Below are 17,330 nucleotides of genomic sequence, written 5' to 3'. Positions count from 1 at the left end.
TGCTGGGGTGCGTGTTGCCGCCGCGCGAGCGGCATATGCCGTGGGCAGAGGCACGCGCTACATTGCGCCAAGTCTTGCTTCGGTCTGCTATTGATAGCGTAGCTGTCAGCGCTGGTCCTCAGGGCGCTACAGGGCGATTTGGCCTGAAAGCGTTAACCAGCCGGCCTGCGGCGCCAGACTGGCGAGCGGCGCTCGTTCGGCGCCGGACGTTGCTTATCCGGCGCGGGCGAGAAAGTCGTCGATCAGCGCGAAGTGCTCGGGCACGTTCAGCGCTGGCGCGTGGCCGCAGCCGGACACTTCCACCCACTTCAGCTGGCCGCGTGCGCCGGGGCCGCGCTGGGTCATTGCCTCGGCGGTTTGCTTCAGCACCAGGTCGGAGTCCACGCCGCGCAGCAACAACACGGGCACTTGCAGCGCGTCGTAGTGGTGCCAGATCAGGTAGTCGTCCGGGTGGTGCACAAACTGGCCGACGATGGCCGGGTCGTAGTGCGGGGTCACGCGGCCGTCGGGCAGGCGCCGCGTGCTGCTTTCGGTCAGGCGGCGCCACTGCGCGTCGGTCAGGTGGCCGTAGGGCTGGTAGGCGGTGCGGAAGAAGGCTTCCAGCTCGGTCACCGTGCCGAATGCGGGCGGCTGGCCGGCGTAGGCCTTGATGCGCTCCAGCGCGGGCGCGGCCAGCTGCGGGGCGTTGTCGTTCAGCACCAGGCTCTGGATGCGCGACTTCAGCGCCGGCTCAAAGTAGCCGCTGGCGCCCACGGTGCCGATGGCGCCGCCCATCGACGTGCCCACCCAGTGGCACGCACCCACGTCCATCGCGTCCAGCAGCTCGCGCGCCAGGCGGGCATAGAACGCCAGGCAGTACTCGTCCTGGGGGTTCGCAGCCCATTGGCTCAGGCCCCGGCCCAGCGTGTCGGGGCAGATCACGCGCCAGCCCTGCGCCGCCAGGTGCGCGGCCAGATCGTCCATGTCGCGGCCCGTGCGGGCCAGGCCGTGCCAGGCCACGACCGTGCCGCGCGGGCGCTGGCCGGGGGCGGGTTGCCAGTCGGTCACATGAAGCTCGCGCCCCGCGCTGCGCACGTAGAGGGAAGAGGGTGTTGGCATGGCAAAAGGGTTCAAGGCGTTGACGGGACGGGTCGGGTGTGCGCGGCGGTTGCGTCAGGCTTGCCAGCGGCGCGCGCGGCGTGCGCGAAGGCGTTCAATGGCGCTGCGCCACAGGCGTTGCGGGTGGTGATGCCGGTGGGCGCGCGGCGGCCCGCGCGCGCAGCTTGCCCACCACCCCGGTCGGGAAGTAGTACACCGACAGCACGAAGAGCACACCCAGCCACAGCAGCCAGCGGTCGGGCGAGAGCAGGGCGGACACCACAGGCACGCTGGCCGTGGCTTCGCTGGCCAGGCGCAGCAAATCCTGCAGGTAGCTTTGCGCCACCACGAACAGCACCGAGCCGACCACGGCGCCGTACAGCGTGCCCATGCCGCCGATCACCACGATCAGCAGGCAGTCCATCATGATCTCGAAAGAGAGCGACGTTTCCGGCCCGTTGTAGCGCAGCCAGATCGCCAGCATGCAGCCGGCGGCGCAGGCAAACAGCGCCGACAGCACGTTGGACAGCGTGCGGTACACCACCACGCGGTAGCCGATCGCCTCGGCACGGAATTCGTTCTCGCGAATCGCCTGCAGCACGCGGCCAAAGGGCGAATTGACGATGCGCAGCAGCGCCAGAAACAGCACCACCGCCACCACGAAGAGCAGGTAGTACGTGATGATCCTGCCGTCGATCAGCACGCCGAACACCTCGGTCTCGAACGGCTCGAAGCTGGGCATCAGCACCTCGGGCAGCTTGAAGGTCAGCCCATCCTCGCCGCCCGTCCATTCAGACAGCTGCGAGGCCAGCGTCTGGAACGCCGCCGCCACCGCCAGCGTGATCATCGCGAAGAAGATCGCGCGCACCCGCAGCGAAAACAGCCCGATCGCCAGCGACAGCAAGGTGGACAGCACCAGCGCGCCCACCACGCCCGCCGCGATGGCGCCCCACGTCGGCCCGATGCGCGTGGTAGCAATGGCGATGCCGTACGCCCCAATGCCAAAAAACATCGTGTGCGCAAAACTGACGATGCCGGTATAGCCCAGCAGCAAGTCAAACGCCGCCACCAGCACGATGAAGATCAGGATCTTCGCCGCGACGTTCAGCGCCTTAACGCCCGGAAACAGGAACGGCGCCAGCGCCAGCCCCACCACGATGGCCACCAGGATCACCGCCAGCACCTTGCTGCGCGGCAGGTCGTTGGATAAGAAGCGACTCAGCATAGTCTTGACAGTGAAATCAGGCGCCAGCGCTTGTCTACATTGCGCCAGCAGCTATCAAAATTGAAATGAATCGAACGCCGGCAGGCGTTGGGCGAAGGCGCTTCATTGGCCATGGCGAGGGCCGCCCCCAAGGCGCGCCCTAGCGTGCGGCCAGCCAAAGCCCAGCCGCCCTCCAGCAAGCCGCTGCACGAACGGCCGCGGAGCAGGCCAGCCCAGCGAACGCGGTCGCCGCACATGCGGCGGCGACACGCGTTGTCCCCCCTCCCGGAGCGCGCAGCGCGCAGAGAGAGGGGGGAAGGCGCCGCCAGGCGACTCAGGGGGGAGTTCATCATCTATTCGCCACCGGATAAACGCCCTGCGGCCGCCACAGCAGCACCGCCACCATCAGCGCGATGTTCGAGAACAGCGCCACCTTGGGCGCCAGAAAGCCGGTGTAGTTGGCCATCAGCCCCACCATCAGCGCGCCAATCAGCGCGCCCGTGGTGCTGCCCAGCCCGCCGATGATGATGACGATGAAGATCAGGACGTTGACCTGCGCACCCATCTGCGGCACCACGTTCTGCTGGTACAGCCCCCACATCACGCCACCCAGGCCCGCCAGGGCGCTGCCCACCACGAACACGCCCACGAACAGGCGCCGGATGCGGTAGCCCAGCGATTCGACCATCTCGCGGTCTTGCACGCCCGCGCGAATCAGCAGGCCCACCTTGGTGCGCGACAGCGTCCACGCCAGCGCGGCAAACACCAGCACGCCCACCACCACGGCCACCACGCGGTACTTTTCGATCGCTGCGTCGCCGATCAGCCAAGAGCCGCGCATGCCCGCAGGCAGCGGCAGCGGAATCTGCTGCGGGCCCCAGATGACCTTGATCAGCTCTTCGCCAATGATCATGCCGCCCATGGTGATCAGGATCTGCTTCAGGTGCTGGCCGTACACGGGCCGCACGATGAAGCGCTCAAACGCCAGGCCGATGGCGCCGGCCACCAGCATCGCCACCACCATCGCCGGCAGCACCGCCATCAGGTTGCGCCACAGGCTGTCGCTTTGCGTGTAGTCGGCCATGCCGCCCAGCACGCTGGTGGCCACGAAGGCGCCCAGCGCAATGAACACGCCGTGGCCAAAATTCAGCACGTCCATCAGGCCGAACACCAGCGTCAGGCCCGAGGCGATGATGAACACGATCATGCCCATGGCCAGGCCCGCCACCGTGAGCGTGAGCCAGGTGGATGCCGATCCCACCAGCGGCAGCGCCAGCAGCATCAGCGCGGGCACCAGCAGCAGGGGCTTGTAGTCGAAGTCGGTCGATTTCATGGCGTTGGTATCAATTCCATAGCTGCCGGCGCAGGTGCCGCCAGCGCTGGTGGCCTGTTTGGCATGAAAGGTTCACAGCGACAACCCCAGCAGGCGCTGCTGCAGCGCCGCGTCTTCGGCCAGCGCCTGCATGCTGCCCGCGTGCACCACGCGGCCGTCGTCCATCACCGCCACGTGGTCGCCCAGGCGCTTGGCGAAGTTGATGTTCTGCTCGACGAGCAAGATGGTCACGCCGCTGGCTTTCAGCTGCTGGAAGGCGTCGATCATGTTGTTGATGATGGCCGGCGCCAGGCCCTTGCTGGGCTCATCCACGATCAGCAGTTCGCGCGGCTCGACGATCGCGCGGCTGACGGCCAGCATCTGCTTTTGCCCGCCTGACAGCTTGCCGGCCGGGTAGTTCCAGAATTTCTCCACGGCCGGAAACAGCTTGAAGATCCACGCGAGTCGCTGCGTATCGATCTGCGCCGCCGTGCGCGCCTGGCGCGCGGCCAGCAGCATGTTTTCCTTGACGGTCAGGTCGGCAAAGATGCCCATGTTCTCGGGCACGTAGGCGATGTTCAGCTGCGCGATCTGCGGCGTGTGCTTCTTGGTGATGTCCGCGCCGTTGAACGTTACGCGGCCCTGGCTGGCCTGCCACAGGCCCATGATGGTGCGCAGCGTGGTCGTCTTGCCCGCGCCGTTGCGGCCCAGCAGCATGGTCAGCTGCCCGCGCGGCACCTGCAGGTCCACGCCGTGCAGGATGTGGTACGCGCCGATGTGGGTATGCACGCCTTCCAACGTGAGCAGGTTGTCGCTCATGCGGTCACCTCGGTCGCGCTCGCGCGCTGGTCTTCGTCGGCGCTGACGCCCAGGTACGCTTGCTGCACCACGGGCGAGGCGATCACCTCGGCCGGGTCGCCGTCGGCCACCAGCGTGCCGTTGGTCAGCACGATGATGCGGTCGGCCAACTCGCGCACCACGTCCATCTTGTGTTCCACCAGCAAGATGGTCTTGCGCTTGTCTTGTTTCAGCTGGCGGATCAGGTTCAGGATGACCGGCGCCTCGTCGTGGCTCATGCCCGCGGTGGGCTCGTCGAACATGTAGACCTGCGGGTCCAGCGCCATCAGCAGCGCCACTTCCAGCTTGCGCTGGTCGCCGTGCGGCAGGCTGGATACGGGCATGTCCCGCTTGTCCGCCATCGACACGGATTGCAGGATCTCGTCGGCGCGGGCCATGAGCTGCCGGTGGCTGCTCCAGATGCTCGTCAGGTTCAAACCGTGGCGGTGCGGGCCGCCGGCGACCGACTGCACGGCCAGGCGCACGTTCTCTTGCACCGACAGATTCGGGAACAGGTTGGTCAGCTGAAACGCGCGGCCCAGGCCGGCGCGCGTGCGCGCGGCGGGCGACAGGGCAGAGATGTCGCGCCCGTCCAGGTGCACGCTGCCCGCGCTGGCTTTCAGCTGGCCGGAAATCAGGTTGAAGTACGTCGTCTTGCCCGCGCCGTTGGGCCCGACAATGGCCGTCAGCGTGCCCGGCTCAAACGCGCAAGTCACCGCATTGACGGCCACGTGGCCGCCAAAGCGAATGGTCAGATCTTGGGTGGCGAGCATGAAAACGAGGGCTCCAGAATAAAAGCCAAATCAGCCGCTGGCGCAGGTGTAGATTGCGCAATCAGCTATCAAAAAAGAAGTGAAGAGAGCCGAGAGCATCGATTCAAAACGACGCGCCTTCAAGCAACCACCGCGCAAGGGCCGCCCCCGCCGCGCAGGTGGTGTCCCCCTTCCGGATGGGCGCAGCCCATCGAGAGAAGGGGGAAGCGGCGCAAGCCGCTCAGGGGGATGCCTCAACGCTTGTTCCGGATCGGCACATTCATCTCTTCAGGCTTGATCTCGCGCACCAGCTCCGGCACGCCCCAGGCAAACGCCGGGTCGTTCTTGATCTTGAAGTGGTACATGCTCTGCATGGCCTGGTGGTCTTCCTTGCGGAAAGTCATCTTGCCTTTGGGCGTGTCGAAGCTCATGCCCTCCATCGCCTGGATCAGCTTGTTGGTGTTCGTCTCGCCATTGGTCTTTTTCAGCGCGGTGACGATCGCCATGGCCGCGCTGAAGCCGCCCGCGGTGAAGAAGTCGGGCGGTGCCTTGAACTGCTTGTAGTTCATGGCCACCAGCGCGTCGTTTACCGGGTTCTTCGGCAGGCCGAAGTAGTAGTAGGTGGCCCCTTCCATGCCGGGGAAGTTCTTGTACGCGGCCATGGCGGGCAGGATGTTGCCGCCGGTGAACACCTCGATGTTGAAGCGCTTTTGCAAATCGGCCGCGGCCAAGGCGTTGAAGGGCGGCACGCCGCCGGCCCAGATCACCTCGACCGCCTTGCGCCCGGGCTTGTCCTTGAGCGCATCCACCACGCGCTGGATGCCTGCGGTGAAGTCGGTGGTGTTCTGCGGCAGGTATTCCTCATGCACGATCCTGGCGTGCTTGAGCGCGTCCTTGAACGCCTTCACGCCGTCGCGGCCGAAGGCGTAGTCCTGCGCCAGCGTGACGACGGACACGCCGTCCTTGTCCATGGCCGCGGCGTTGCTGATCGCGTCCTGGCTGGAATTGCGGCCGGTGCGGAAGATGTATTTGTTCCACTTGTCGCCGGTGATGGAATCGGCCACGGCGGGCTCAACCAGCAGGATCTTCTTGTATTCCTCGGCCACGGGCAGCATGGCCAGCGCGACGCCAGAAGACGTGGGCCCCACGGCCAGGTCGACCTTGTCGTCGGCGTACGCGGCGGCCAGCAGGCTCTTGCCCAGGTCGGGCTTGCCTTGGTCGTCCTTCTCGATCACGCGAATCTTCTTGCCATTGACGGCCATGGTGCCGCCGGTGGCGTAGTCCAGCCCCATCAGCAGGCCGGCCTGGGTCTGCTTGCCGTAGGCTTCCAGCGGGCCGGTCTTGCTGTAGACGTGGGCGATCTTGATTTCAGATTGCGCCAGCGCGGGCGCGGAAACCACGGCGGCCAGGGTGGCCAGGACGATGAGGCTGCGGCGGTGCATGGTTTGTCTCCTTTGGTGTGCACAGGTGGCAATGGAATACCTATCGCACGCGCCGTGCCAGCGGCTAAACCCTTGATGGATAAGGAAGGGCGCCAGATGGCAAAGCGATATGTATGAAATTCAGGCAAATACATTGACTGAATAAAAGACATTTGTACAAAGTTTGATCAGGGTAAACCCCTGAATCGCGCGCGCCTCAATGCTCAGCCAGCCGGGCGTACAGCGTGGCGCGCGACATGTTCAGCAGGCGCGCGGCCGCCAGCTTGTTGCCGCCGGTCGCCGCCATGGCCGCGGCGATGGCGCGCTGTTCCAGCTCGGCCACCTGCTCGGCCAGCGGGCGCAGCAGGTCGCCCGCGTCGGGCGGCGACGACGGGGGCGCGGCGGCGGGCTGCACGTGGGTCAGGCCGGACTGGCGCAGCAGGGCCTCCATCTGCTCTGCCTCCAGCCGGTCGGTGTCGGCGCGCAGGGCGGCTTGTTCCAGCACGTTGCGCAGCTCGCGGATGTTGCCGCGCCACTGCTGGGCGGCCAGCAGGGCGACGGCGCCTTCGCTCAGCTCGGGCGGGTGGCTGCCGCGCTGGGCCATGTCTTCGCCCAGCACCTCGATCAGCGCGGGGATGTCGCTGCGCCGCTCGCGCAGCGGCGGCACCCGCACGGGCAGCACGTTCAGGCGGTAGTACAGGTCTTCGCGGAACTGGCCGCCTTGCACCAGCGCCTGCAGGTCGCGGCTGGTGGCGGCGATCACGCGGGCGTCAAAGCGCACCAGCTCGTTGCTGCCCAGCGGCTCCATCTCGCCTTCCTGCAGCGCGCGCAGCAGCTTGGCCTGCAGGCTGAGCGGCATGTCGCCGATCTCGTCCAGAAACAGCGTGCCACCGTCGGCCAGCTTGAACTTGCCCACGCGGCCACGCCGGTCGGCGCCGGTGAAGGCGCCGGGCGCCACGCCGAAGAATTCCGATTCCAGCAGCGTGTCGGGCACGGCCGCGATGTTCACGCTGACCAGCGGCCCTCCCGCGCGCGCCGACGCCCCGTGAATGGCGTGGGCCAGCAGCTCCTTGCCGGTGCCAGTCTCTCCCAGCAGCAGGATGGGGCTGCTGGATTGCGCCGCGCGGCGCGCCTGGCGCTTGACCTCGGCTGCGGCCGGGCTGCTGCCTACGAAGCTCGCAAAACTGTAGCGCGCGGCGCGCGTGGCCAGGGCGCTGGGGGCCGTTTTCTTGGCCAACTCGCGCCGCGCGTCGTCCAGGTCCTGTTGCAGCTGCGCAAACTTGGCGATCAGCGGTTGCAGGTTGGTGGTGGGCTGGTCGAACAGCACGATGCCCAGCACGCCGATCACCTCGCCCGCGTCGTCGCGCAGCGGAATGCGGCTGACCACGAAGGTGCCCGCGCGGTTGTGCAGCAGGTCGATCAGGATCGGCTTGCCCGTTTGCAGCACTTGGTGCATCTGCGTGTGCTGCACCACGGACGAGACCGGGTGGCCCACGAAATCCTCCTCGCGCGGGTAGCCCAGCGCGGGCAGAAAGCGGCGGTATTGGTCGTTGATCCAGACCACCCGGGCGTCGCGGTCGACCAGCAGCATGCCTTCGCTGGCGCTGGCAAACAGGTCGAACATGCTGCGTGCGGCCAACTCCAGAATGCTGGCGGCGTCGCGCGGCAAGGCGTTGGTCACACCGGCGGACTGATTGGGCGAGCGCATGGCGCATCGTAGCGGGTGGCGGTGCGGGGGGATTTGCAGCGCCCTCGCGGCGGCCAGAAAATAAACCCGGGTAAAAATATAAAACCCGGATAAAATCGCGGCATGCCGACAGCCGACTCTTCGCCCCACAACTCTGTCTACACCGCGTTTTCGCAGGGCCGCCGCGTGGCGCACGGCCGCTACGACGACATTGCCCGCGCGCTGGCCGCTGCGGTGGCCGCAACCCCGGCGGATGTGCCTGCGCCGTGGCTGGTGTTTGACGACGCCACCGGCGCGCCCATCGACACGCCGCCGCTGCCGCAAGACGCTGCGCGGCTGAAGGCGGCCCGCGCGGGCAGGGCGGCCATATCCGCCGCACAGGCCCTTGCGAAGGCAGACGAATGCTCGCCGGCCCCCCGCGCGGCAGGGCGGCCGCGCCTGGGCGTGGTGGCCCGCGAAGTCACGCTGCTGCCGCGCCATTGGGAATGGCTGTCGGTGCAGCCGGGCGGCGCGTCGGCGGCTTTGCGCCGCTTGATCGACAAAGCCAGAAAAGACAACAAATCGGCCGACAGCCGGCGTGCAGCCAGCGAGAGAAGCTACAAATTCATGAGCGCCATCGCCGGTGACCAGCCGCAGTTTGAAGAAGCGGCCCGTGCCCTGTTCGCAGGCGATGCTGTGCGTTTTGCCGGGCATGTGGCCGACTGGCCGCCCGACGTGCGCACCTACCTGATGCAACTGGCCGAAGCGGCCTTTTTGGCCGACGAGGCCCAAGGATTACCCCAATGAGCACCGCCCCCCACCCGCCCAGCGCGCCGCCGCGCCCGCTGTGGCAAACCTACCTGGCCTTTCTTGGGCCGATGGTGTTGTCGAACATCCTGCAGTCGCTGTCGGGCAGCGCGAACGCGGTCTACATCGGCCAGATGCTGGGCACGCCGGCGTTGGCGGCGGTGTCGGGCATGTTCCCGGTGGTGTTCTTTTTCATCGCGCTGATCATCGGCGTGGGCGCGGGCGCATCGGTGCTGATCGGGCAGGCCTGGGGCGCGCGCGAGCCGCACAAGGTCAAAGCCATCGCAGGCACGGCACTGACGCTGGGCGCTGGCATCGGCCTGGCGGCCGCCGTGCTGGGTGAAGTATTCGCGCGCCCGGCCCTCACGGCGCTGGGCACGGCGCCCGAGTTGCTGACCGACGCCGTTGCCTACGCCCGCGTGATGATGCTCAGCATGCCGCTGCTGCTGGTGTTCATCCTGGCCACGCAACTGCTGCGCGGCGTGGGCGACACCGTCACGCCGCTGCTGGCGCTGTGCCTGTCCACCGCCGTGGGCCTGCTGCTGACCCCGGCGCTGATCCGCGGCTGGCTGGGGCTTCCGCAGCTGGGGGTGATCAGCGCTGCGGTGGCGGGGTGGGTGTCGTTTGCCGTATCGCTGGCGTTTTTGTGGGCATACCTGCGGCGCAAGAACAGCCCCCTGGCGCCCGATGCCGAACTGGGCCGCGCGCTGCGCGTGAGCCCGCCGCTGCTGCGCGCCGTGCTGCGCATTGGCGTGCCCACGGGCGTGCAGATGGTGACCATCGCCATGGCCGAGCTGGCCATCCTGGGCCTGGTGAACCGCTACGGCGCCGACGCCACGGCCGCCTACGGCGCGGTGAACCAGATCGTGAACTACGTGCAGTTTCCGGCGCTGTCGATCGCCATCACGGCGTCGATCCTGGGTGCGCAAGCGATTGGCGCGGGCCGCACCGAGCGGCTGTCCGGCATCGTGCGCACGGGCCTGGCGCTGAACGTCATCCTGACCGGCGCGCTGGTGTTGCTGGGCTACGTGCTGTCGCGCTGGCTGCTGGGGTTTTTCATCACCACCCCGCGCGTGCTGGACATGGCGCAGGCGCTGCTGCACGTGATGCTGTGGTCCAGCGTGGTGTTTGGCATGCAGGCGCTGGTGGCGGGCGTGATGCGTGCCAGCGGCACCGTGTGGGTGCCCACCGGCATCAGCATTGCGTGCATCGTGCTGGTGCAGCTGCCGGCGGCGCACTTCCTGTCGGCCCGCTACGGGCTGTCGGGCGTGTGGATGTCGTACCCGGTGGTGTTCTGCACCATGCTGGTCTTGCAGAGCGCCTTTTATCTGCTGGTGTGGCGCTTTCGCAAGATCGAGCGCCTGGTGTGAGCGTGCGGGCAATTTGGGTGTGAGCGCGGGGTGCGCGCCGCCGCACCCCGTTGCTCATTCCGCCGCAACGCTGCGCTGGCCCTCAGGCCGCGGCTGCGCGGCGCTTGAGCACCCGCGGCACGATCAGGACGGCGGCGATCACGATCAGCAGGAAGACCGACACCGGCCGGTCAGCAAATACCGACCATTTGCCTTCGCCAATCGACATGGCGTTGCGCAGCTGTGCCTCGGCCAACGGCCCCAGGATCATGCCGACCACCACCGGCGCCGTGGGGAAGTCAAAGCGCCGCATGACCACGCCCACTGCGCCAATCACGTACAGCAAGAACAGGTCGAACGTGCTTTGCCGCATGCCGTAAGCGCCCACGGTGGCAAAGATCAGAATGCCCGCATACAGCTGCGGCTTGGGGATGCGCAGCAGCTTCACCCACAGCCCGACCATGGGAAGGTTCAGCACCAGCAGCATCAGGTTGCCGATGTACAGCGACGCTATCAGCGCCCAGACCAGCGCCGCGCTGGTGGCAAACAATTGCGGGCCGGGCTGGATGCCATAGTTCTGAAACGCGCCCAGCAAGATTGCTGTGGTGTTGCTGGTGGGAATGCCCAGCGTCAGCAGCGGGATCAGCGCCGTGGTCACCGTGGCGTTGTTGGCCGCCTCGGGCCCCGCTACGCCTTCGATGGCGCCCGTGGTGCCAAATTCGCGCAGGTCTTCACCTTTGGCCAGTTTTTTCTCGGTGGCGTAGCTCAGGAAGGTGGGAATCTCGGTGCCCCCGGCCGGTATGCAGCCAAACGGCGCACCGATGGCCGTGCCGCGCAGCCACGCCGGGATGCTGCGGCGCCAGTCGCGCCGGTCCATGTGCACGCGGGTCAGGCGGTTCTGCGTTTCGTGGATCTTGCCTTCGAACAGCACGGCGTGCAGCACCTCGGCCACGGCAAACAGGCCCACGGCCACCAGCACGATCTCGATGCCGTCCAAAAACTCCGGCTTGCCGCCCGTGTAGCGCGGCTGCCCGCTGATCTGGTCCATGCCGATCAGGCCCACGGCCAGGCCGATGAACAGCGCCGTCAGCCCGCGCACCGTGCTCTTGCCCAGCACCGCACTCACGGTGGTGAAGGCCAGCACCATCAGCAGGAAGTATTCGGGCGGGCCCAGCTTGACGGCGTAATCCGCCACCAGCGGCGCAAACAGCGTGACCACCACCGTGGCGATGGTGCCCGCCACGAACGAGCCGATGGCCGCCGTGGCCAGCGCTTGCCCGGCGCGGCCGCTCTTGGCCATCTTGTTGCCTTCCATGGCGGTGACCATGCTGGCCGTCTCGCCCGGCGTGTTCAGCAGGATGGACGTGGTCGATCCGCCGTACATCGCGCCGTAGTAGATGCCGGCAAAGAAGATCATCGACGCGGTGATATCTACCTTGCCGGTGATCGGCAGCAGCATCGCCACCGTGGTGGCCGGGCCGATGCCGGGCAGCACGCCCACGGCCGTGCCCAGCGCGCAGCCGAACAGCGCCCACAGGAGGTTGGGCACGGTGAGGGCGGTTGAAAAGCCGTGAAGCAGCAGGCTGAAGGTATCCATGGCAGCGCTCCTTGCGTCAGATCCAGCCGGTGCTGGTCAGGCCCGGCAGGTTGATGGCCAGGAATTGGGTGAACAGCCAGTACACCGGCGCCGCAATGGCCGCGCCCGTCAGCGCATCGGCCACCCAGGTGTTGTGCGGCTTGCCGTAGGCGCGCTTCATGCCCTGCACGGCCAGCAGGTAGGTCAGTGTGCAGCCCAGGATGAAGCCGATGTGCTCGATCAGCCCGGCGTTTAGCAGCATGCCCGCCGTCACCCAGACAAAGCCGGCCCAGTCGGGCTGTTCTTCGCCGGGCACTTCTTCCATCTCGCGGTAGCCGCCCGTGCGCGCGTGCCACAGCAGCACGGCGCCGCACACCATCAAGGCCATGGCCACCACCCAGGGCAGGAAGTTGGCGCCTACGCCGCCGTAGCCCGCTTCGGACGGGATGTCCTTGGCGCCCCAGGCCATGCCAGCGCCCACGGCGATGGTCCCTGCGCTGACCAGCGTTTCCCAGATCAGCGTGCGGCGCGAGGGGTGGGCAGGCGCGGGGTGGTCGGGCCGCATATCCAGCGGCAGGTTGGGTTGCGGGCTGCTCATGGGCTGTCTCCTCAGGCCGGACCGCCCGGCTCAGCTTGAGCGCGGGCGGCGGCCAATACTTTGTTTTTTATAGCTGCCAGCGCTCTAGCAGCGGGCGCTGGCGGCCTGAAAGACCATCAAGAAATCATGCCGGACTTGGCCATGATGGCGCGCAGGCTGGCGAATTCGCTGTCAACGAACTTGGTGAAGTCGTCGCCTGTCAGTACCGCCGGCATCCAGTCGTTCTTGGCCAGCGCTTCTTTCCACGACGCCGATTGCGTGGTGGCCACCAGTGCGTCGATCAGGCCCTTGCGCTGCGCCGGGGTGATGCCCGGGGCGCCAAACACGCCGCGCCAGTTGCCGATCTCGACATTGATGCCCAGCTCTTTCAGCGTGGGAATGTTCTTGTCGCTGGCCAGCCGCTGCCCACTGGTGACGGCCACCGGCTTCATCTTGCCGGTCTTGATGTATTCGGCAAACTCGCTCATGCCCGAGCCGCCAATGGTCACGTTGCCACCCAGGATGGCGGCCGTGGCTTCACCGCCGCCGCGAAAGGCCACGTAGTTGATCTTGGCCGGGTCTACACCGGCTTCGCGCGCGATCATCGCGGCCGCAATGTGCTCGGTTGCGCCGCGTGATCCGCCGCCCCATTTCACGCTGCCGGGGTCTTTCTTGAGCTGGGCAATCACCTCGGCCATGGTCTTGAAAGGCGAATTGGCCGGCAGCACGAACACGTTGTATTCGGTGGTCAGGCGCGCCAGCGGCGTGGCCTGCATCAGGTTCAGCGGCGATTTGCTGGTGATCAGCCCGCCCAGCATCACCGCGCCCATCACCATCAGCTGGTTGGGGTCACCCTTGGCGCTGGCCAGAAAGGGCGCCAGGCCCAGCGCACCGGCGGCGCCGCCCTTGTTGTCGTAAGTGACCGTGGCAGCCTGCTTGGCGTCCAGCATCGCCTTGCCCAGCGCGCGGCCCGTGGTGTCCCAGCCGCCGCCCGGGTTGGCGGGGATCAGCATCTTCAGGTTGGCGCCAGCCTGGGCCCAGGCGGTGGGCAGGGCGCCGGTGGCGGCCAGCGCGGCAAGGGATTTGAGGAAGGTGTCGCGTCGCACGGCAATGTCTCCTTGAGGTTGTGGCCGGATGATGGAAGGGCAGGCTGTCAATTGGCTGTCCACGGCCTTGGGATTTACCCGCAGTCGGCGGGCCAGCGGCGCTGCGCTATCGTGTCGCGCATGAAGGTATTGGTGGTGGAGGACGACGCAGCGCTGCAGGCCACGCTGCAACGCACGCTGGCGCGCCGCGGCTTCGTGGTGGCCACCGCGGGCGACGGCGTGGCCGCGCTGCAGCGCTGGGCCGCCACACCGCCCGACGCGGTGGTGCTAGACCTCTCTCTGCCCGGCCTGGACGGCCTGCAGGTGCTGGCCCAGGCCCGCGCACAGGGGCTGGGCGCGCCCGTGCTGATCCTGACGGCGCGCGGCACCGTAGGCGACCGGGTGCTGGGCCTGAACGCCGGGGCCGACGACTACCTGGCCAAGCCTTTCGACCTGGATGAGCTGGAGGCGCGCCTGCGCGCCCTGGTGCGCCGCAGCGGCTCGGCCGCCCTGGCAGCCGACGTGCGCTTTGGCCGCCTGCGGCACGACCGCACCGACGGCGCGGTCTACCTGGACGACGCGCCCCTGGAGCTGCCCCCGCGTGAGCTGGCATTGCTGTGCGCCTTGCTGGCCCGCCCCGGCCAGGCGGTGATCAAAGAGCGCTTGTTCGAGCAGGTCTTTCCCGGCGAAGCCGAGGTGCGCTACGAAGCCATCGAGGTGGTGGCGTACCGCCTGCGCCGCAAGCTGGCCGGCACCGGGGTGGGACTGGTCACGCTGCGTGGCCTGGGCTACCTGCTGCGGGCCGAGGCGTGACCGAGCAACGCGCGCGCTCCCTGCGGCGGCAGCTGCTGCTGGGCATCCTCGTGCCGCTGGTGCTGATCGTCGGCTTCAACACCTGGAGCCTGTACCGGCAGGCGCTGGCGGCGCTGCACACCGCGTACGACCGCACGCTGCTGGCCTCGGCCAAGAGCCTGGGCGAATGGATCGACGTGGACGGCGAAGGCGACACCGCACGCCTGCAGGCCAAAGTGCCTTCGGCGGTGCTGGAGGCATTTGAGGCCGACCTGCGCAGCCGCATGGCCTACCGCATCTCCACGCGCCGGGGCGTGCTGCTGTCGGGCTACGACGATTTGCCGATGTGGCGCGGCGAAATCCCCATGCGCCCGCCGTACGCCGCGCTGGTCGACTTTTACGACGGCCAGTTCCGGGGCGAGCCCGTGCGCATGGCCGTGCTGCTGCAGCCCGTGGCCAGCACCCACGGGCGCGCCGTGGCCGTGGTGCAGGTGGCTGAAACGCTGGAGATCCGCCATGCGCTGGCGCGCAGCATTCTGTGGAACACGCTGGCGCGGCAGGCGGCGCTCATTCTGCTGATTGCCGGCACGGTGATCTGGGTGGTGCAGCGCGCCACGCGGCCGGTGCGCCAGCTCAGCCACGAGCTGCAGGGCCGGCGCGACGACGACTTGCGCCCGATCGCGGCACCCGCCGCCCCGCGCGAGCTGCAACCCCTGATCGCTGCCACCAACCAGCACATGCGCCGCCACGGCGAGATGCTGGCCAGCCAGAAGCGCTTCGTGCGCGATGCGTCGCACCAGCTGCGCACGCCACTGGCGGTGCTCAAGGCGCAGGTGCAGTCGGCCAGGCGCGGCGACGTGCCGCCCGCGCAGGCGATGACTGAAATCGAGGAAACCGTGGACCGCGCCACGCGCCTGGCCAACCAGATGCTGGCGCTGGCCAAGGTGGCGCAGGTGCGCCAGCAGGCCGAGCCCGTCACCGCAGACCTGGACGCGGTGGTGCGGGAAGTGGCGCTGGACATCGCGCCGCTGATCGCCGAGCGCGGGCTGGATTTCGAGCTGCAGTTCACGCCTGTCACCCTGCGCGCGCACGAATGGATGCTGCGCGAGCTGACGCGCAACCTGCTGCACAACGCCGTGCGCCATTCCCCGCGCGGAGGCTTGCTGGCCATTCACGTCGATACGGTGCAGGGGCACGTGCGGCTCAGCATCAGCGACAGCGGCCCGGGCATCGATGCGGCGCAGGCCCAGCGCCTGTTTCAGCCCTTCAGCGCGGGCGAGGGCGGCTCTGGCACCGGCCTGGGCCTGGCGATATGTCATGAGATCGTGCAAAGCCTGCACGGGCATATCGACATGGTGCAACGCAGGCAAAATGGGCAGGTCGTCCGCTTCGACGTCATCGTCACGCTGCCGCTCTGACTTGCCTGAATGCGTTCATCTTCCGCTGATTCTGATACGGGCGCGATGCGCCTTGACAAATGGCTCTGGGCCGCCCGCTTCTATAAAACCCGCGCGCTGGCGGTGCAGGAGATCGAGCGCGGCCGCGTGCAAGTGGCGGGTGCCAACGCCAAGCCCTCGCGCGATTTGCGCCCCGGCGACGTGGTCACCCTGCGCCAGGGCCTGGTCAGTCGCGAAGTGCAGGTGCGCGCACTGAGCACCCAGCGCGGGCCCGCGCCCGTTGCGCAACAGCTGTATGAGGAAACCCCCGCCAGCGTGGCCGCGCGCGAGCAGGCGGCCGCCACGCGCCGCATCGCGCCCGAGCCCGCCCACGCCATCGAGCAGGGCCGGCCCACCAAGCGCGACCGCCGCGCGCTGGACGCCCAACGGCGCGGCGACTGGAACGAGCGCTGGAGTGCCACGCTGGGCGACTGATGCCCGCCGCCAGCCCACGCCTGCCCATGATCAACACCAAGCTCGCGCCGCGCGTGCCGCCCGAAGTCCCTTCGCTCCTGCCATTGGCCCAGCGCACGCGCTTGGCCCAGGGGCAGCGGCTGCTCACCACGTGGGGCGATGCGGCAGCGCCGCGCCAGCTGGTGTGGCACCTATGGGCGCCTGAGCGGCCCGTGCCCGGCGCAGCGCCAGTGGTGCTGTTTCACGGCGGCAGCGGCAGCTGGACGCACTGGGTCAAGAACATTCCAGCGCTGCTGGACCAGGGCCGCCGCGTGCTGGCCGCCGACTTGCCCGGCTTCGGCGATTCCGATGCGCCCGAGCGCGGCACCGACGCCGACGCGATGGTCGAGCCGCTGGCCGCCGGCCTGCGCACGCTGCTGGGCGACGAGGCTGCCGATCTGGTCGGCTTTTCCTTCGGGGGCATGGTCGCAGGCATGCTGTTGGCTGAACACCCCGCGCTGGCGCGGCGCCTGGTGCTGGTCGGCGCGCCCGCCATGGGCGTGGTGCCCGGCCGCCAGTTCGAGCTGAAAGCCTGGCGCCACCTGAAGGCCGCGCAAGACCAGGTAGACATTCACCGCCACAACCTGGGCGTGCTGATGCTGCACGACCACGGCCTGATTGACGGCCTGGCGCTGGAAGTGCACATCGCCAACGTGCAGCGCGACCGCCTGCCGCGCCGCCGCCTGGCCCACACCGACGTGCTGGCGCGCAGCTTGGCCGCCGTGCCATGCCCGGTGCACGCGATCTACGGCGCGCACGACGTGCTGTACCGCAACCACCTGCCACAACTGGGCGCCGCCTTCGCGCGCACCGCACCCGAATTTCGTGGCCTGCAACTGATCGACGGCGCCGGGCACTGGGTGCAGTTTGAGGCGCCCGACGCATTGGATGCAGCGCTGCAACGCGTGCTGCAATCCGATTCAAATATGCCTCTGGCGCAGGCCGGATCTGCGCCAGTAGCTATTCAAAACATAGCATGAGGAACC

General features: G+C 67.9%; 16 protein-coding genes. 6 read left to right on the top strand and 10 right to left on the bottom strand.

What is annotated here, in order from left to right; translation table 11 throughout:
• Positions 1–213: 213 nt before the first annotated feature.
• From C6570_RS14810 to C6570_RS14780, 7 genes are all read right to left on the bottom strand, one after another.
• Positions 214–1,098 carry an alpha/beta fold hydrolase gene (locus C6570_RS14810; RefSeq protein WP_106703900.1) on the bottom strand — a complete coding sequence of 295 codons (885 nt, stop codon included), beginning with the start codon at positions 1,096–1,098 and terminating at the stop codon, positions 214–216.
• Between the two features lie 94 nt (positions 1,099–1,192).
• The gene (locus C6570_RS14805) at positions 1,193–2,302 is read right to left on the bottom strand and encodes a branched-chain amino acid ABC transporter permease (RefSeq protein WP_106703899.1); all 1,110 of its coding nucleotides are present in this window, start codon (positions 2,300–2,302) and stop codon (positions 1,193–1,195) included.
• Between the two features lie 328 nt (positions 2,303–2,630).
• Entirely contained in the window at positions 2,631–3,614 is a 984-nt protein-coding gene (locus C6570_RS14800) for a branched-chain amino acid ABC transporter permease (protein ID WP_106703898.1), read from the bottom strand.
• 72 nt (positions 3,615–3,686) lie between these two features.
• A complete protein-coding gene (locus tag C6570_RS14795; protein ID WP_106703897.1) occupies positions 3,687–4,412 on the bottom strand; it encodes an ABC transporter ATP-binding protein in 726 nt (241 codons plus the stop codon).
• Positions 4,409–5,203, bottom strand: coding sequence for an ABC transporter ATP-binding protein (locus C6570_RS14790; RefSeq protein ID WP_106703896.1), 795 nt, complete (start codon positions 5,201–5,203; stop codon positions 4,409–4,411). The genes C6570_RS14795 and C6570_RS14790 overlap by 4 nt, the downstream gene beginning before the upstream one ends.
• A 233-nt stretch (positions 5,204–5,436) precedes the next feature.
• Positions 5,437–6,624 (bottom strand): substrate-binding domain-containing protein, encoded by a 1,188-nt coding sequence (locus C6570_RS14785; protein ID WP_106703895.1) that lies wholly within the window; start codon positions 6,622–6,624, stop codon positions 5,437–5,439.
• Positions 6,625–6,820: 196 nt separating this feature from the next.
• Positions 6,821–8,311, bottom strand: coding sequence for a sigma-54 interaction domain-containing protein (locus tag C6570_RS14780; RefSeq protein WP_106703894.1), 1,491 nt, complete (start codon positions 8,309–8,311; stop codon positions 6,821–6,823).
• A gap of 102 nt (positions 8,312–8,413) precedes the next feature.
• Here C6570_RS14780 and C6570_RS14775 point away from each other — a divergent pair, with 102 nt between their 5' ends.
• A complete protein-coding gene (locus tag C6570_RS14775) occupies positions 8,414–9,076 on the top strand; it encodes a DUF2239 family protein (RefSeq protein WP_106703893.1) in 663 nt (220 codons plus the stop codon).
• Entirely contained in the window at positions 9,073–10,446 is a 1,374-nt protein-coding gene (locus C6570_RS14770) for an MATE family efflux transporter (protein WP_106703892.1), read from the top strand. Before C6570_RS14775 ends, C6570_RS14770 begins: the two co-directional genes overlap by 4 nt.
• Positions 10,447–10,528: 82 nt before the next feature.
• Here the strand turns inward: C6570_RS14770 and C6570_RS14765 are convergent, their stop codons facing one another.
• The 3 genes from C6570_RS14765 to C6570_RS14755 all read right to left on the bottom strand — a co-directional run bounded on the left by C6570_RS14765 (position 10,529) and on the right by C6570_RS14755 (position 13,684).
• Complete coding sequence (locus C6570_RS14765) at positions 10,529–12,022, bottom strand: tripartite tricarboxylate transporter permease (RefSeq protein ID WP_106703891.1); 1,494 nt, start codon at positions 12,020–12,022, stop codon at positions 10,529–10,531.
• A gap of 16 nt (positions 12,023–12,038) precedes the next feature.
• Positions 12,039–12,566, bottom strand: a complete 528-nt coding sequence (locus C6570_RS14760) for a tripartite tricarboxylate transporter TctB family protein (protein WP_106704731.1) — start codon at positions 12,564–12,566, stop codon at positions 12,039–12,041.
• Positions 12,567–12,715: 149 nt separating this feature from the next.
• Entirely contained in the window at positions 12,716–13,684 is a 969-nt protein-coding gene (locus C6570_RS14755; RefSeq protein WP_106703890.1) for a Bug family tripartite tricarboxylate transporter substrate binding protein, read from the bottom strand.
• Positions 13,685–13,804: 120 nt separating this feature from the next.
• Here C6570_RS14755 and C6570_RS14750 point away from each other — a divergent pair, with 120 nt between their 5' ends.
• Genes C6570_RS14750 through C6570_RS14735 form a run of 4 tightly spaced genes read left to right on the top strand, consistent with a single transcriptional unit; the run spans position 13,805 to position 17,324 of the window.
• A complete protein-coding gene (locus C6570_RS14750; protein ID WP_106704730.1) occupies positions 13,805–14,476 on the top strand; it encodes a response regulator in 672 nt (223 codons plus the stop codon).
• The gene (locus C6570_RS14745) at positions 14,473–15,873 is read left to right on the top strand and encodes a sensor histidine kinase (protein WP_106703889.1); all 1,401 of its coding nucleotides are present in this window, start codon (positions 14,473–14,475) and stop codon (positions 15,871–15,873) included. The genes C6570_RS14750 and C6570_RS14745 overlap by 4 nt, the downstream gene beginning before the upstream one ends.
• A gap of 45 nt (positions 15,874–15,918) precedes the next feature.
• A complete protein-coding gene (locus tag C6570_RS14740) occupies positions 15,919–16,326 on the top strand; it encodes an RNA-binding S4 domain-containing protein (RefSeq protein ID WP_106703888.1) in 408 nt (135 codons plus the stop codon).
• Positions 16,326–17,324: an alpha/beta fold hydrolase gene (locus C6570_RS14735; RefSeq protein WP_245896212.1), complete on the top strand. Its 999-nt coding sequence runs from the start codon at positions 16,326–16,328 to the stop codon at positions 17,322–17,324. Before C6570_RS14740 ends, C6570_RS14735 begins: the two co-directional genes overlap by 1 nt.
• Positions 17,325–17,330 lie beyond the last annotated feature (6 nt).

This window comes from Ottowia oryzae (assembly GCF_003008535.1).
GTDB lineage: Bacteria > Pseudomonadota > Gammaproteobacteria > Burkholderiales > Burkholderiaceae_C > Ottowia > Ottowia oryzae.
The sequence above is the reverse complement of the archived record's forward strand: the minus strand, read 5'-3'. Positions and strand labels throughout refer to the sequence as shown.

Coding starts and splice junctions, on each gene's coding strand:
- C6570_RS14810 (WP_106703900.1), bottom strand. CDS start 1,098: ATGCCAACACCCTCTTCCCTCTACGTGCGCAGCGCGGGGCGCGAGCTT.
- C6570_RS14805 (WP_106703899.1), bottom strand. CDS start 2,302: ATGCTGAGTCGCTTCTTATCCAACGACCTGCCGCGCAGCAAGGTGCTG.
- C6570_RS14800 (WP_106703898.1), bottom strand. CDS start 3,614: ATGAAATCGACCGACTTCGACTACAAGCCCCTGCTGCTGGTGCCCGCG.
- C6570_RS14795 (WP_106703897.1), bottom strand. CDS start 4,412: ATGAGCGACAACCTGCTCACGTTGGAAGGCGTGCATACCCACATCGGC.
- C6570_RS14790 (WP_106703896.1), bottom strand. CDS start 5,203: ATGCTCGCCACCCAAGATCTGACCATTCGCTTTGGCGGCCACGTGGCC.
- C6570_RS14785 (WP_106703895.1), bottom strand. CDS start 6,624: ATGCACCGCCGCAGCCTCATCGTCCTGGCCACCCTGGCCGCCGTGGTT.
- C6570_RS14780 (WP_106703894.1), bottom strand. CDS start 8,311: ATGCGCTCGCCCAATCAGTCCGCCGGTGTGACCAACGCCTTGCCGCGC.
- C6570_RS14775 (WP_106703893.1), top strand. CDS start 8,414: ATGCCGACAGCCGACTCTTCGCCCCACAACTCTGTCTACACCGCGTTT.
- C6570_RS14770 (WP_106703892.1), top strand. CDS start 9,073: ATGAGCACCGCCCCCCACCCGCCCAGCGCGCCGCCGCGCCCGCTGTGG.
- C6570_RS14765 (WP_106703891.1), bottom strand. CDS start 12,022: ATGGATACCTTCAGCCTGCTGCTTCACGGCTTTTCAACCGCCCTCACC.
- C6570_RS14760 (WP_106704731.1), bottom strand. CDS start 12,566: ATGCGGCCCGACCACCCCGCGCCTGCCCACCCCTCGCGCCGCACGCTG.
- C6570_RS14750 (WP_106704730.1), top strand. CDS start 13,805: ATGAAGGTATTGGTGGTGGAGGACGACGCAGCGCTGCAGGCCACGCTG.
- C6570_RS14740 (WP_106703888.1), top strand. CDS start 15,919: ATGCGCCTTGACAAATGGCTCTGGGCCGCCCGCTTCTATAAAACCCGC.
- C6570_RS14735 (WP_245896212.1), top strand. CDS start 16,326: ATGCCCGCCGCCAGCCCACGCCTGCCCATGATCAACACCAAGCTCGCG.